We start from the raw sequence: 14,000 nt of genomic DNA, 5'->3' as shown, positions 1-14,000 counted from the left end.
TCATTGAGCGCAACAAAAGTAGTATATTCGATAGGTTTCCAAAAGCAGTATTTATCCTGGGGTCACCCAGTCAAGTTGCTGAAACGTATGAATGATAACCAATTAAAAGCCCTCATTTCTCTTTTGGACGACGAAGACCAGGAAGTGGTTGAGCACGTCGAGCAGCAAATCCGGCAAATGGGCGGAAAAATGATTCCGCTGTTGGAAACCGAGTGGGAGGGCAGTTTTAACCCGGCTCTTCAGAAACGCATCGAAGAAATTATTCACGATCTGCAATACGAGTCGGTGCTGGAACGGATGCGCGACTGGAAAAACGGCGGAGCCATGGACCTGCTCGAAGGACTCTGGATCGTGGCCACCTACCAGTATCCCGACCTCTCGCTCGATAAACTGAAGCAGGAAGTTGAGCAGCTTTACTACGACGTCTGGATCGACTTCAAGCCCGACATGCACCCCGACGAGCAGGTGCGGGCTATCAACAATGCGTTTTTTACCAAGCTGAAGTTTGCGCCCAACACCAAGCATTTTCATTCGCCGGCCAACTCCATGATTAATCAGGTGCTCGAAACGCGCCGGGGCAATCCGATTACGCTGTGTGTGCTGTATATGCTCATCGCCAAGCGGCTCAACATGCCGATCTATGGCGTGAACCTGCCCAATCTGTTTGTGCTGACCTATAAACACAATGGCGTCCAGTTCTACATCAACGTGTTCAACCGGGGGCTGGTCTTTACCAAAAAAGACATCGATCAGTACATCGACCAGCTCAACATCAAACGACTCGATACGTTTTATCAACCCTGCACCAATGCCGATATCGTACGGCGGGTGCTGCGGAATCTGACGCTGGCCTTCGAAAAAAACGGCGATACCGAACGAGTAGAAGAAGTGGAGCGGATTCTGGAAACCGTTAAAGACGACGGCGACGGCCTGCCCCTCTCCGACTATACGCAACGGTGATACAGAACGAATAACGGGTAATGGATAATGAAAAATGAGGTGGCTCTATTTTTCATTATCCATTATTTAGTTAGAACGCTACGGCCAGCAGGCCGGGACCGATGCGGAAACAGCGGATCGTCAGCTGCTCTTCGTGATCCGGTAACCGCACATGGCCAGTCAGCTGCTCGGCGCCGTCGGCGAAGGGGTCAATGAGCAAATGCTGCCGGAAGGTCAACTGCCGCTTCCCGTATAATTTGTACAAGCTCTCTTTCGCACACCAGTATACGGCCAGCCGGGCTGAGTTACCGGCGGCATGATGAATCTCGGCGGCTGACAGAATACGGGGTACAACCCGCGTAAACTTGTCGCGCATGGGTTCGATGTCGATGCCTACGGGCCGGGTTCGGTGCAGTACGGCGGCAGCCCAGCCGCCGGTATGGGAAATCGATATGTGCCAGGCTGAGCCGACCAGGTGCGGTTTGCCGTACTCATCTTTCTGCAAACCTGCATAGGTCCAGCCTGCTGCTTCGACCAGCTGCCGAACGGCCACCCGGCAGGCCAGCCACTCTACCCGTTGTTCGGGGTGCGTAATCCGCGCCAGCTCCTCCTCTTCGCCGGTGGTCAGCGTCAGGCGCTGGCGGAGGGTGGGCTCCGTGTCAGAAATGGGGTGCAGCACCGCCGTACAGTCGGGCGTGATGCTGAGAACGGTTGGCGAAGGCATTAATAATGTTGAATTTTGACTGCCGACCCGCGAAAAACGGTGCGCCTTTCCTGGCACTTTAGTCGCCTGTCGGTGTTCAGTGTTCAATATTCGGTATTCTTTTTCATGCTCGTACAAAAAATTGACACCTTCGGTGGGCACCGCGATAGTGTTTATACGCTCGAACACGGCCTGACCCCCGAGCAGTTCTTCTCATCGGGGGGCGATGGGCAGGTGGTGCGCTGGCAACTCGACCGGCCCGACCGGGGCGAGCTGGTCGCTACGGTGCCGGCTTCGGTCTACGCGCTGGGACTGCATCGCGACAGTGGTTTGCTGTGGGTAGGCCAGAACTACGACGGTGTACACCTGATCGATGTGCTGCAGAAACGGGAAGTGGCATCCCTCAAACTGACCTCATCCGCCATTTTCGATATCAAGTTCTACCGCAACGATGCGTTCGTAGCCCTGGGCGATGGCGTGGTTGTGGTACTCGATACCAGGGAAGTAGCCGTAAAGAAGCACTTGAAAGCGTCTGATATGGCGGCCCGCTGTATAGCCATCAACCCGGTTGAGCGGGAGGTCGCCGTAGGGTACAGCGACCATAGCGTCCGTATTTTTGACCTTGGTACTTACGAGCTGAAGCGGGTCATACCGGCCCATACCAACTCGGTCTTCGCGCTGCTGTACGCGCCGGATTTCCGGCACATGATCTCGGCTGGGCGCGATGCCCATCTGAAAGTGTGGGATGTTGAAGCCAGTTATGCCCTGCATCAGGACGTAGTGGCTCATCTGTTTGCCATTAATCACCTGACCTATTCGCCGGATGGCACCTTATTTGCTACGGCGAGCATGGATAAGTCGATCAAGATATGGGATGCGGCCACCTACAAACTGCTGAAAGTGGTCGATCGCGCCCGGCATGCGGGTCATGGCACCTCGGTGAATAAACTACTCTGGACCGATAGTAACCGTCAGTTGCTGTCGGCGAGTGATGACAGAACCATTTCGGTCTGGTCGTTGACCTGAAAAGCCAGTAAGTAGACCAGTAGCATGGTTTTCTACCCGTAATTTTGTTAAATCCACAGAATGGACGTTACTTCACCCTCAACCGGTATGTCTGTAAATACCTAAACCGAAGCGCACCGATGAAAATCACAGCCATCGAAATTCGCCAGCACACATTTGAACGGGTGTTACGCGGCTATAAACCCGAAGATGTCGACGCATTTTTAGTGTCGCTCTCGCAGGAGTGGGAGCGTGTCACGGGCGAATATAAAATGTTGAAGATGCAGCTTGAACTGGCCGAGAAAGAGCTGGGCAAGCTGAAAGAGGTAGAGATGACGCTGTTTCGGACTCTGAAAACGGCAGAAGATACCAGTGCTCAGATTACCGATCAGGCTAACAAGGCCGCCGAACAGTATGTGTCGGAGGCTCGCCAAAAGGCCGACGAGATGCTGGCCGAAGCCCGCAAACGCTCCGTCCTGATGGTGCAGGATGCCGAAAATCAGGCTCGCTACCTGAAAGACAACATCCTGAACGATCTGAAAGCCATGGAGAGCGATTTCAAGGCGCTGGAGAACTACAAGGAAAACCTGGCCGTTCAGATTCGGTCGTTGGCCAGCCATGCCGTTGAGAGCGTTGACCGCTTCGAGAAGAAGTTTGCCAAACAGAACCTGAAGGGTAAAATTGACGAGGTGGCCACGCAGATTACATCCGATATCGAAGCGCGCGATGCCCAGCCCGTAGCTGAACTCCCGGCCCCCGCTGCCGAGCCCGACCCGGCTGAGCTGCCTCCGCTGGTTGAGCGCGAAACCGCCGTTCCGGAAGCCATCCCGGTCGATGATGAACTGGTTGCCCGACTCAACGATGCCATAGAGGAAACCCCCGAGCCGCAGCCGGATCCCGAACCAACGGCCGACGAAACCCCCGTTGCCGAACTGGCTGAACCCGCCGAACCCGTAACCACGCCAGTTGCCGACGCTCAGCCGCAGGCGGCTGAACCGGTCGAGCTTACGGAGAAACCCAATGAAGTAGCGGTTGCGACTGAGCCGAAGAAAAGCGGTTCGTTCTTCGACCAGATTTAATGAGAGCCGGCTCAACAGACAGCCGGTATCTACTCGCGTTATTTATGGGAACTATAGCCCTGGAAGGCCTCGAGTTTTTTTCGTACCACGGCTTCTACGACGAAGAGCAAAAGATCGGTAACAAATATGCCGTCGACATCGTCGTCACCGCCGACTTCTCCGAAGCGGCCCGTCGCGACCGGCTCAGCGCTACCGTCAATTACGAAGCCCTCTACCGCATTACGGCCAACGTCATGCAGCGGCCCGCCCGCCTGCTCGAACACCTGGCCCACAGCATCATTGTCGATATTCGTCAGCAGTATCCGGATGTCGACTCGGTTGAGGTCAGTGTCTCCAAATTCAATCCGCCCATCGGGGGGGTGTGCCACCGGGCCCGCATCACGCTCAGAGAATAGGGTCTGAAACGAAGAATGGTTAATGTAGCATGTAAAGCCTGGGGCTTCCTGCATGTACATTAACCATTTTACGTATTCTCTGGGGCTGGCCTTATATGGCCTGCTGCAAACCGGCAAACGAAATAGCCATGTGCGAAGCATCATATACGCACTGCCCGTTGCGGATCAGCAGGACCTGGGGCGACTCGTGTTCGACCCCAAATTCGTGCTCTATCTTGTTCGAAATGGGGCGGTTAGCCAGCAAATCCAGGTAATAGGGCTTTACGCCGAGTTGTTCGTTCCAATTGCGTTCCATACGGCTGAGCGCCATAGCACTGATGGAACAGGTTGTGCTATGTTTGAAAATCAGCACGGGATGCTGCGCCGACTCTTCTTTAATTTCAGCGAGTTGAGCGTCGCTAGTGAGTTTATTCCAGTTCATTGTACCAACACTGATTCTGTTAGCACAAAAGTAAATTACAGCGTAAAAAGTTCGTTTATTCCTCGGGCGAATAGCGTAGCTTTTCTGCCATTTCTGACGATACGGCATCGGCGTAGGGGCCATAGGCGTCGACCAGCGTGCCTTTTTTGCCGGTCTCTGTTTCCTCGATAGCATACAATACGGTTGAGTCGCCGGGGTCGGTCATGCCCTCGAAGCGGTAAACGTCCACGATATCGAAGTCGGCCGGTCGCATCTCCAGGCCGTCCTGCTGGCATTTGAGGCAGTCTGACTTCAGGTTGTAGTCTCGGGTGAAGCCTTGCTTACGGAGGGCGTCAAGGGCTTCGGTCAGGGTGTCGTACGTTTGCATGTGCGTAGTCGTTAGTTCTCGGGGCGGGTCATCCTCGTTGGATGATGTACCTTTACGCAGTCATTAACCAACCACGTATCGGCTTGTTTTCCCGAGTATACAACACTGGCTTATCTGCCTATAAAGCGTTGCTGCGGCTGGTAGCGCCTTTCAACCCTAAAGCCCGGCAATGGCTCACCGGCCAGCAGGATTTGCTTTCACATATTGCCCGTAGCCTGGCCAGCGAGTCGGCAGCCGGTCCGGCAAAGCCGCTGGCGTGGTTTCATGCGGCTTCGCTGGGTGAGTTTGAGCAGGGCCGTCCGGTTATCGAAGCGTTTCGGGAAACCTATCCGGACTACCGAATTCTGCTGACGTTTTTTTCGCCGTCGGGCTATGAGGTGCGGAAAAACTACGACGGCGCCGACTACGTCTTTTACCTGCCACTCGATACAAGCCGGCAGGCGCGGGCGTTTGTGGCGCTGACGCAACCCCGTGTTGCCTTCTTCATCAAGTACGAATTCTGGGCCAATTACCTGCAGACGCTGAAAGCAGCCGGGGTACCAACCGTCCTGTTTTCGGCCATTTTTCGGCCTGACCAGCTATTTTTCAAGCCATACGGCGGCTTTTACCGCAAGCTGCTGACCTGTTTCGATTATATTCTGGTACAGAACCAGGAGTCGGTCGAGTTATTGCGGGGCGTTGGCGTACAGCAGGTAAGCCGAGCTGGCGACACCCGGTTCGATCGCGTAGCGCAGGTGGCGGCTGGCAAGAAAGCGATCCCGGTGGCGCAGGCGTTCAGGCAGGGGCAGCCGGTGCTGGTTGTCGGGAGTGCGTGGCAGGCGGACATGGATGTGCTGATTCCGTTTCTGAACCAGTTCGACAAGCCACTCAAAGTGATCATCGCCCCCCACGAAATAAACGCCGAAGCGATTGAGCAATGGCGCAAACAACTTCAGAAGCGATCGGTTCGGTTTTCGCAGACGAACGAAACCGACGTGGTGTCGGCCGACGTCCTGTTTATCGATAACGTCGGCATGCTTACCTCGCTTTATCAGTATGGTGAGTTTGCCTTCATTGGCGGGGCCTTCCGGCAGGGGCTGCATAATAGTCTGGAAGCCGCCACTTTTGGAATGCCGATCTTTTTCGGGCCGGTATATGGTAAGTTTCAGGAGGCTGTTGACCTGGTCGAAGCGGGGGCCGCTTTTCCGGTTACCAGCGTGGCTGAGCTGACGGCGGCCTTCGACCGGCAGTATGCTGACCCAACCGCAGCCGCTGCCATCAGCCGGGCGTATGTACAGCGGAACGTTGGCGCAACGGCGCAGGTTATGCAGGTGGTTCACACGCTATTGCCCCATTAATATGCTCTCGAAACTACTGCTCGTTGTGGGCATTCTGCTGGTTACGTTTATTGTGCTGGCCCTGGTGGTCGGCTACGTCATTTCGGCGCCCCGCTATACCGGGCCCGTCAGCGACCATTTTGATGGCAAGGCGTTTTTTACCCCGGGTGCGCCATCGCCCAAAGGCCTCCGTGAGGTGATTGGCTGGCAGCTGAACCACGAACGAACCCAGCCCTGGGGTGCTTTCCACACCGACAAGCCCGGCCCGCCACCGCCCGCCCACGTAGACGGAGCGGCTGTACGAACGACGTTTATCAACCACTCAACGGTACTGCTTCAGTTCGACGGACTAAACGTTCTGACCGACCCGATCTACGACGAGCGGGTCAGTCCGTTCCAGTTTGCCGGCCCGAAGCGCAACCGCCCGCCTGGTATCCGGTTCGACGACCTGCCTAAAATCGATGTGTTGCTGCTGAGTCATAACCACTGGGACCATCTGGAGATTGGCACGGTGCAGAAACTCTGCGCCCGCGATCAGCCTAAAGTTTTTTGTCCGCTGGGGGTAAAAGCGTTTCTCGAACAGCACGGGTGCCGCAATGTGACCGAACTCGACTGGCGGCAGTCGGCCCCGATCACTGACAGCACAACCCTTCATTGCGTACCGGCTCAACACTTCTCCGGGCGGGGCATTTTTGACCGCAATGCTACGCTATGGGCTGGCTACATAATTGACAGCAAAGCCGCCGGTAAACTGTACTTTGCCGGCGATTCGGGCTACGGACCGCATTTCCGGGCTATTGGCGAGCAGTTCGGGCCGTTGCGGCTGGCGCTGATTCCGATCGGGGCTTACAAACCCAACTGGTTCATGTCGCCCGTCCACTGCAATCCGGCCGAAGCCGTGCAGATTCACCAGGACGTCCGGTCGGCCCAGAGTGTGGCGATTCACTTCGGCACATTTCCTCTCGCCGACGATGGTGAATCGGAGCCTGTTGATGATCTGCAGCGGGCACTGAGCCAGCAGAACATACCATCGGACCGGTTCAGGGCGTTGAAAGCAGGAGAAGCCGTCACGTTTTAAACGTAGAGACGCGACCGCAACGGCGGACCGCCCTCGCGTCTCATACGCGTCAGCAACAAACCATCCCGATAAGTAGTCCGACTACGCGTCCCTGTGCGGACACGGACCACGGTGGTGGATCGGAGCGCCGACCGTACGAACCACTTGGCCAGGTTGTCTGGTGATCAGGGCGATTAACGATTATTAACTTTTTTTACAACCCTTCGCCACAGAGCAGGGTCTATAAGCGTAGTAATTTTTGTCTGTCTGTTAATTTATTTTCATGCGTATTATTCAAATAGCACTGTTCGGTCTCCTGGTAATGGGCGGACTGGTTTCGTGTAATCAAAGCGCGGTTGATCCGGTAGAGGCTGAATCGGAAGCGTTCACCAAGAACATCGACGACATCAAATCGTACGCCACTACGAAAGGCCTGTCGCTGTCGACAACGGCATCCGGGTTGCATTATGTCATTACGGCACCCGCCAGTGCTACCGCTAAGCAGCCGGTCATTGGCGAAGAGATCGAGTTCAGCTATGTGCAATACATCCTGCAGTCGCCGACCAGTGGTACAGGCGTAGTTACCGACAAAGTGGTTGATACTACCTATGCCACCAAATCGGTGTACTACCCGTTTGTCAACAACTCGTTGCTGGCCGGTTTGCAGGAAGGTATTCTGCTGATGCGCGAAGGGGCGTCGGCTACGCTACTCATGCCCGCCCGGCTGGCATATGGGTCACAGGGCTCGGTTAGCGGTACCATTCCGGCCAACACGCCGGTTCGGTTCGACGTGAAGCTGAAGCGGTCGCGTTCCGAAGATCAGCAGATCAGCGAATACATCACCCGTACCAACCTGGGTACGCCGGAGGTGACGTCGAGCGGATTACGGTTCATCCGGACCAGTTCGCCTACCTCAACCACGTTCGCGCCCGGTGCTACCCTGGCTGTTCGGTATAACGGTCGGTTGCTGCGGAGCGTGGCTGCGTTCGACAGTACATCGGGAACAACCACGCGCGATTTTACGCTCGGCAACTCGTCCATTATCAAAGGATTTGAAGAAGGTCTGGCGAAGCTGAAAGTAGGCGAGAAAGCGACTCTTATTTTTCCGTCGTCGCTGGGGTACGGTGCCGCCGGTCGGGCCGCGAATGGCGTTTACGTCATACCGCCCGGAGCGCCCCTCCGCTTTGATGTCGAAGTGGTGTCGGTCCGGTAATTTTGCGCTTCGTTTTCCCGTTCTTTGCGGCCCATGTTTCTGCATGGGCCGCTTTTTTTATGAAGATACGTCAAACCCTGGAGCACGGGCCGGTGCGGGGCTATCGGTTTGGGTACTCACCCGTTCGCTGGATGCGGGCGGTGCCGGTCTGGTGTTATTACCTGGATGGCCTGCTGATCGATACGGCCCAGCGCCACATGCAGCAAGAGGTGTTGCAGACGTTTGCCAGCCTACCCATCGATCAGATTGCGCTGACCCATTTTCACGAAGATCATTCGGGCAACGCAGCTGCGCTGCGCCAGCGTCATAACTGCCCCGTACTGGCCGGTCCGCTCACCGCCGAACGGGTTGCCCGGCCGTTTTCGCTGCTGCCGTACGAGCGGTTCTGGTTCGGCCAGATCGATGCATGTCCGGGTGTAGTACCGTTTCCGGCGCCGTTTCGTACGGGGGCATATGCATTACAGCCGATCCCGACCTATGGCCATTCTGACGATCATCATGTGCTGCTGGAACCGAACGAAGGCTGGCTGTTTGCCGGCGATTTCTACATCGGCAACCTGAAGATCTTCCGCCGGGGCGAAAATATCTACCAGATGATCAACTCAACGCGGCAGGTGCTTGGCTACGACTTCGACACGCTCTTTTGCGGACACAACCCCGTGCTGACCAACGGGCGCCGGGCGGTTGAGCAGAAACTCCACTACCTCGAAACCCTGGTAGACCGGGTGCTGACGGCTTACCGGCGGGGTGTGCGCGGGGCGGCCCTGCTGCGGGCCGCCGGCCTGCGCGAAACGTGGTGGCTGCGGGCGTTTACCTCCAACGATGTAAGCGCCCATCACCTGATCCGGTCGATCCTGACCGATGCTGAAAAGCCGCTGTAGTACTGGCCGCGTCTGCCTATTTCGGGGCCATCCGGATCGCACCGTCCAGCCGGATCACTTCGCCGTTTAGCATCGGGTTTTCGAGTATGCTTTTGACCAGCATGCCGTATTCGGCCGGGCGACCCAGCCGCGACGGAAACGGTACCTGCTGACCCAGCGACAGCCGCGCTTCTTCGGGCAGACCCAGCAGCAGGGGCGTTTCGAACAGACCCGGCGCAATGGTCATGACCCGAATCCCGGAGCGTGCCAGGTCGCGGGCTATGGGCAGGGTCATTCCTACAATTCCGCCTTTCGATGCCGAATAGGCGGCCTGCCCCATCTGACCGTCATAGGCGGCTACGGACGCCGTGTTAATGATGACGCCCCGCTCCCCTTCGGCATTGGGCTGGTTCTGTTCCATGGCCAGGGCCGACAGCCGAATAACGTTGAACGTGCCGATGAGGTTGATGGCAATCGTTTTCTGAAAAACCGCCAGCGAGTGGGCACCGTAAACGCCGTCTACTTTCCCCAGCGTTTTGCGGGCTTCGACAATACCCGCGCAGTTGACGTTAATATGCAGCCCGCCGAAGGTCTCGATAGCGAGATTGATAGCTGTCTGCACATCGGTTTCGCTCGTGACGTCGGTTTTCTGAAACCGGACGGTATCGCCCAACTCGTCGGCCAGGGCTTTGCCGCGTTCTTCGTTGAGATCGACGATAACCACGTTGGCACCGTTGGCTGCCAGCATCCGGACCGTGGCTTCGCCCAGACCGGAAGCGCCCCCCGTAACGAGCGCCGTCGCGTTTTGTATAGTCATGTCAGGTATGTTGATTTGTATTGACTGTGGTTTGTTACCGAAGTAGCTGTTGCTCGCAGTATTGACGTGGCCACCGTGGTCCACGCGGACGGATGGTATGACTACTAACCCTGAAGCAACGGTTTTTGCGTTACAAAATAGCCAGCAGTTCTTTCCAGTGTTTGATGTTGTAGGTTGGCTGGTCGTCGACGATCAGGCCCTGCTGGTTGTAGAAAACAGTATCCAGGCCAACGCCTTTGGCCCCCATGATATCGGCTTCGTAATTGTCGCCGATCATCAGACTTTCTGAAACATGGGCGCCGGCGGCCGACAGGGCATACTCGAATACCAGCGGATCGGGTTTTTTAGCGTTGGCGGTTTCGCTGGTAACGACCAGGGTGAAGTAATGAGCAATTTCGGCGCTGTCCATCTTCACGGCCTGAATTTCGGCAAAGCCATTGGTAATGATGTGCATAGTATACCGACCTTTCAGGTACTCGAGTACTTCCCGCGCCGAGTCGAGCAGGTGGGGCTTGCGCGGTAACAGCCGCAGGTACTCGGCGTTCAGATCGTATTTCACCGCCGATGCATCGATACCCAGCGACTGATACACCAGCGGAAACCGGTGCTGGCGGATGTAGCCATGCTCAATCAGATTCCGGTCGTAGTCGGCCCAGAGTTTTTTATTGACCGCAATGAAATGACGGCTAAACTCCTCGGCCGATGAGATGCCTACCTCGGCCAGCCGGAAGGTATCGTACAACTCAGTCAGCGACTCGGCCGAGTTGCGGTCAAAATCCCAGAGCGTATGGTCGAGGTCGAAAAAAAGATGGCGATATTTCATAAAAGCAAAAGCAGGCCCAAAGAGGGGCCAGCTGCGATGGATCGGTTCGGACGGGGGGCGGGTTTAGAAGTCCAGCTTGAGCCGCTCTACGGGCTGGTCGTTGACCAGATGGCTCTCCACAATTTCAGCTACGTCGGCCGGTTGCACGTTACCGTAGTAGGTACCTTCGGGATAAACGACCAGTGCCGGGCCAAAGGCGCAGGCATCGAGGCAACCCGCCCGCTGCGCCCGGATGTCACGCTGTAGGCCGCGCTGGGTCAACTCCTGCTTAAACGCTTCTACCAGGGCCAGGCCATGTTCGGTGCCGCAGCTTTTCTTGGGCGCATCTTTTTGGTTGGTACAGATGAAGACGTGTTTTTTGAATTTCATGGATAAATCTTGTTTTTGAATGAGTGCGTATCTGTACCGCTGCCGGTCAGGGTATGAACTGCGGCAAAGTTCCGAAACTTTACCTGAAGTTAGGTCCGGTGCCGACCGGTCTTTATTTCTTCGCAACGACCATGGCCCGGCCGGGAACGGTGCGGTACCGGACAACCTTGTGCGGTTTGAGACCGGCTCGCTGCTGCCATTCGCTGATTTCATCGATCGAATAGTTGCCCGCTGTGCTGCTGAGACCGTAAAAAAGATCGGTGCTGCTGCCGAGCAGTTCGGGCCTGGCACCGGTTTCGGGCCGGATAAACTCGTTGACAATAAAAACCCCGCCGGGCCGCAGCGCCCGCGCTACCTTGTCGGCCACCTGCTGATTCTGTTCCGGCGTAAAGTGGTGGGCCAGGCTTGAGAGCAGCACAATGTCGTACTGCGCATCGCCAAAGTCGTCGGTGAGGGCGTTGCCGGGCTGATGTCGGACGCGGTCGCCCATGTTCTGCCTGGCCAGCAGGGGAGCCGCCTGGTCAATGGCCTCCGGCAGATCGAGAATAACCGAGCTAAGCCCTGACAGGCGCCGACACAAAGCTGCCGAGTGCTGCCCGTGTGAGCCGCCAATATCGAGCATGGTGCGGGCCTGTTTCGGGACGGGTGCCCGGCGGCCAAACTCGGGCGCTTCGGTATTGCTGGCGGCCACCATCGCTTCCTGATAATAGCGCCATTGTTCGGGCGTCAGTTTGTCGTGGTAATGAACCCCTTCGCCCGTTTCGAGGTACGTACCCAGCTGACTCATCCAGTCCCAGACGACCCGGTTGTTGAAAATCATCATGCCGTATACCGACCTCGGATCATCTTTGAGCGTAAACCGCCGGGCCATGCTGGTCAGGCTGAACAACCCATCCTTGTAGGTGAAATAGCCCAGGGCCGTCAGCAGGCCCAACAGTTCGCCCAGTGCTTTTTTGTTGAGCCGCAGCTCGGCGGTCAGGCTGTCGAGCGATTGTGGCCCGTTCTTTGTGGCTTCAAACACGCCCTTGTCAGCGGCTTCGAGCACGGCTTTGGCCAGTACCGGCATGATCTGAACGTGCAGAATGGGAACCGCAACCAGGTTGGCGCGCAGGGCAAACCACTCAAGCGGGTTCTCGGGAGAAATGGTAAGTTGCATGTAAGCGTATACTGTATAAACATACAACCCACAAAGCAGGCATACGGCCCGGATTACCAGCTTATTTTTTTAATAAAAGAAGGAAGCTAGTATATAGGTCGAATATGATTAACCTTGTAAAACCTTTCCATTCATACTTAGTTTACTGGTAGCTACATATGAATAGAAAAGGGGCGATAAGTTGATTATTCGGCCTTTTTACGAAAAATAACCTCAACAACGTACCCGAATGCTGTCACCTGTCTTACGATCGAAGGAGTTTGCGCTGGTTAGCGAACTGAAGACCGGCAAGACCGAAGCGTTTACCCGTTTGTACGATCAATACGCCCCTGTACTGCTCGGCGTGATCAACCAGATCGTGTGCGACGATCAGAAAGCGGCTGGGCTGCTGATCGAAACGTTTACGGATATCCGTTCCGCTATTGAAACCTACCGCCCCGAAAAGCAGCCGTTCTTTGTCTGGCTCCTGACTCGGGCCCGGCAAACGGCAAACAATGCGGTGGCCGCCCCAAAGAACACCAGCCAGGCTACTATTCGGCTGTCGGCCAGCGGCTCGGTTGTAGTTACCCAACCTGCTCACTCGTTCGACAAGTCTGTAGCGGTGGCCCAGAGTCCGGAAGAAAAACAAAAGCAGTTTCTGAACTCAGTCCTGTTTGGCAATTGTACCCCCGAAGAAGCCGCCGGGTCGGTGGGGTTGCCCGTTGCCAGTGCCCGCCAGCAGCTTCGGGAAGCATTGCTGAAGCTCCGCCAATGAGCGACTCTTATCGACGTACTTCTTTATACAACGACGCCCAGGCCTGGTTCAGCGCTTGTTCAATCCGTTGCCAGTCGGTTTCAGTGGCCCCGCCCGCCTGCTGCCCTGCTTCATCACACAGGCGCATGGCTTCGGCCCGCTGCCGGGCATAGCGGCCAAATACGGCAGGCGGCTGGTTGTACTGAACGGCGGCCGTCTGCGCGAGCGCGTCGGCCAGATCGGCGTAGGAGTAGCGATCGCGCTGCCGGTGTACGATCCACCAGTTAAGCTCAGAAGCCGCCAGTTTGCGCACGTTGAAACGATCTTCGCTCAGGTTCTGAATCGATTCGTAATAATCGATAAGGATCGGTAACGCCTGCTCATAGTCGGCCCGCGACCGACCCTTCTTAAAGACAAACGCAGCTCGGGTTGCCTGAATGGCCAGCCCCACCGACCGCCAGAACGGCGCATGAAACTGTTGCTGGAGGCCACCCCTCAGCTGTCCGAACAGCAACACCGGTCGCCTATCATAGTACGAGCGCCACATGGCCGTTTCGAGCCGGGCTACCTCGGCCGGATCGAACTGGCGGATGCTGTGCTGAACCGGCACGAACACGTCGACCAGTATCCACAGCAGTAGCGCCAGCAATGCCCCGCGCCAGATCCATCGGGCGGGCTGGCGGTAACGGGCGGTGGTTTGCGGCACAGGCGTTGTCGGCATAGCCATTCGTTCGTTCACAAAAATAC

17 protein-coding genes are annotated in these 14,000 nt (G+C 56.4%); 9 read left to right on the top strand and 8 right to left on the bottom strand.

Features of this window, described 5'->3' with window-relative positions; all coding sequences use genetic code 11:
• Positions 1-87 precede the first annotated feature (87 nt).
• Positions 88-960: a transglutaminase-like domain-containing protein gene (locus B1C80_RS17850; protein WP_077922561.1), complete on the top strand. Its 873-nt coding sequence runs from the start codon at positions 88-90 to the stop codon at positions 958-960.
• A gap of 70 nt (positions 961-1,030) precedes the next feature.
• Here the strand turns inward: B1C80_RS17850 and B1C80_RS17845 are convergent, their stop codons facing one another.
• The gene (locus tag B1C80_RS17845) at positions 1,031-1,663 is read right to left on the bottom strand and encodes a 4'-phosphopantetheinyl transferase superfamily protein (protein WP_077922560.1); all 633 of its coding nucleotides are present in this window, start codon (positions 1,661-1,663) and stop codon (positions 1,031-1,033) included.
• A gap of 105 nt (positions 1,664-1,768) precedes the next feature.
• On the opposite strand from B1C80_RS17845, the gene B1C80_RS17840 reads away from it, so the two are divergent.
• The 3 genes from B1C80_RS17840 to folB all read left to right on the top strand — a co-directional run bounded on the left by B1C80_RS17840 (position 1,769) and on the right by folB (position 4,121).
• Entirely contained in the window at positions 1,769-2,668 is a 900-nt protein-coding gene (locus tag B1C80_RS17840; protein WP_077922634.1) for a WD40 repeat domain-containing protein, read from the top strand.
• Positions 2,669-2,787: 119 nt separating this feature from the next.
• Positions 2,788-3,726, top strand: coding sequence for a DivIVA domain-containing protein (locus B1C80_RS17835; protein WP_077922559.1), 939 nt, complete (start codon positions 2,788-2,790; stop codon positions 3,724-3,726).
• Positions 3,727-3,770: 44 nt separating this feature from the next.
• Positions 3,771-4,121, top strand: coding sequence for a dihydroneopterin aldolase (gene folB / locus B1C80_RS17830; protein ID WP_077922558.1), 351 nt, complete (start codon positions 3,771-3,773; stop codon positions 4,119-4,121).
• A 91-nt stretch (positions 4,122-4,212) separates the two neighbouring features.
• Here the strand turns inward: folB and ytxJ are convergent, their stop codons facing one another.
• Positions 4,213-4,542, bottom strand: a complete 330-nt coding sequence (gene ytxJ / locus B1C80_RS17825; RefSeq protein WP_077922557.1) for a bacillithiol system redox-active protein YtxJ — start codon at positions 4,540-4,542, stop codon at positions 4,213-4,215.
• A gap of 55 nt (positions 4,543-4,597) precedes the next feature.
• Positions 4,598-4,909: a phosphoribosylpyrophosphate synthetase gene (locus B1C80_RS17820; RefSeq protein WP_077922556.1), complete on the bottom strand. Its 312-nt coding sequence runs from the start codon at positions 4,907-4,909 to the stop codon at positions 4,598-4,600.
• A gap of 83 nt (positions 4,910-4,992) precedes the next feature.
• On the opposite strand from B1C80_RS17820, the gene B1C80_RS17815 reads away from it, so the two are divergent.
• The 4 genes from B1C80_RS17815 (at position 4,993) to B1C80_RS17800 (ending at position 9,376) form a co-directional block, all read left to right on the top strand.
• Positions 4,993-6,246 carry a 3-deoxy-D-manno-octulosonic acid transferase gene (locus B1C80_RS17815; RefSeq protein ID WP_077922555.1) on the top strand — a complete coding sequence of 418 codons (1,254 nt, stop codon included), beginning with the start codon at positions 4,993-4,995 and terminating at the stop codon, positions 6,244-6,246.
• Between the two features lies 1 nt (position 6,247).
• Positions 6,248-7,303 (top strand): MBL fold metallo-hydrolase, encoded by a 1,056-nt coding sequence (locus B1C80_RS17810; protein ID WP_077922554.1) that lies wholly within the window; start codon positions 6,248-6,250, stop codon positions 7,301-7,303.
• Positions 7,304-7,565: 262 nt separating this feature from the next.
• A complete protein-coding gene (locus B1C80_RS17805; RefSeq protein ID WP_077922553.1) occupies positions 7,566-8,495 on the top strand; it encodes an FKBP-type peptidyl-prolyl cis-trans isomerase in 930 nt (309 codons plus the stop codon).
• A gap of 59 nt (positions 8,496-8,554) precedes the next feature.
• Positions 8,555-9,376 carry an MBL fold metallo-hydrolase gene (locus tag B1C80_RS17800; protein WP_139361676.1) on the top strand — a complete coding sequence of 274 codons (822 nt, stop codon included), beginning with the start codon at positions 8,555-8,557 and terminating at the stop codon, positions 9,374-9,376.
• Positions 9,377-9,392: 16 nt separating this feature from the next.
• On the opposite strand, the gene B1C80_RS17795 is transcribed toward B1C80_RS17800, so the two are convergent.
• The 4 genes from B1C80_RS17795 to B1C80_RS17780 form a co-directional block, all read right to left on the bottom strand.
• A complete protein-coding gene (locus B1C80_RS17795; RefSeq protein WP_077922551.1) occupies positions 9,393-10,172 on the bottom strand; it encodes a 3-hydroxyacyl-CoA dehydrogenase in 780 nt (259 codons plus the stop codon).
• Positions 10,173-10,302: 130 nt separating this feature from the next.
• A complete protein-coding gene (locus B1C80_RS17790) occupies positions 10,303-10,995 on the bottom strand; it encodes a YjjG family noncanonical pyrimidine nucleotidase (RefSeq protein ID WP_077922550.1) in 693 nt (230 codons plus the stop codon).
• Between the two features lie 63 nt (positions 10,996-11,058).
• A complete protein-coding gene (locus tag B1C80_RS17785) occupies positions 11,059-11,364 on the bottom strand; it encodes a ferredoxin (RefSeq protein WP_077922549.1) in 306 nt (101 codons plus the stop codon).
• A 112-nt stretch (positions 11,365-11,476) separates the two neighbouring features.
• Positions 11,477-12,520, bottom strand: coding sequence for a class I SAM-dependent methyltransferase (locus tag B1C80_RS17780; protein WP_077922548.1), 1,044 nt, complete (start codon positions 12,518-12,520; stop codon positions 11,477-11,479).
• Between the two features lie 229 nt (positions 12,521-12,749).
• On the opposite strand from B1C80_RS17780, the gene B1C80_RS17775 reads away from it, so the two are divergent.
• A complete protein-coding gene (locus B1C80_RS17775) occupies positions 12,750-13,274 on the top strand; it encodes an RNA polymerase sigma factor (protein ID WP_077922547.1) in 525 nt (174 codons plus the stop codon).
• Between the two features lie 7 nt (positions 13,275-13,281).
• Here the strand turns inward: B1C80_RS17775 and B1C80_RS17770 are convergent, their stop codons facing one another.
• On the bottom strand, positions 13,282-13,974 hold the full coding sequence (locus B1C80_RS17770) for a hypothetical protein (protein WP_077922633.1): 693 nt from the start codon (positions 13,972-13,974) through the stop codon (positions 13,282-13,284).
• Positions 13,975-14,000 lie beyond the last annotated feature (26 nt).

This window comes from Spirosoma sp. 209 (assembly GCF_002006735.1).
Lineage (GTDB): Bacteria > Bacteroidota > Bacteroidia > Cytophagales > Spirosomataceae > Spirosoma > Spirosoma sordidisoli.
The sequence above is the reverse complement of the archived record's forward strand: the minus strand, read 5'-3'. Positions and strand labels throughout refer to the sequence as shown.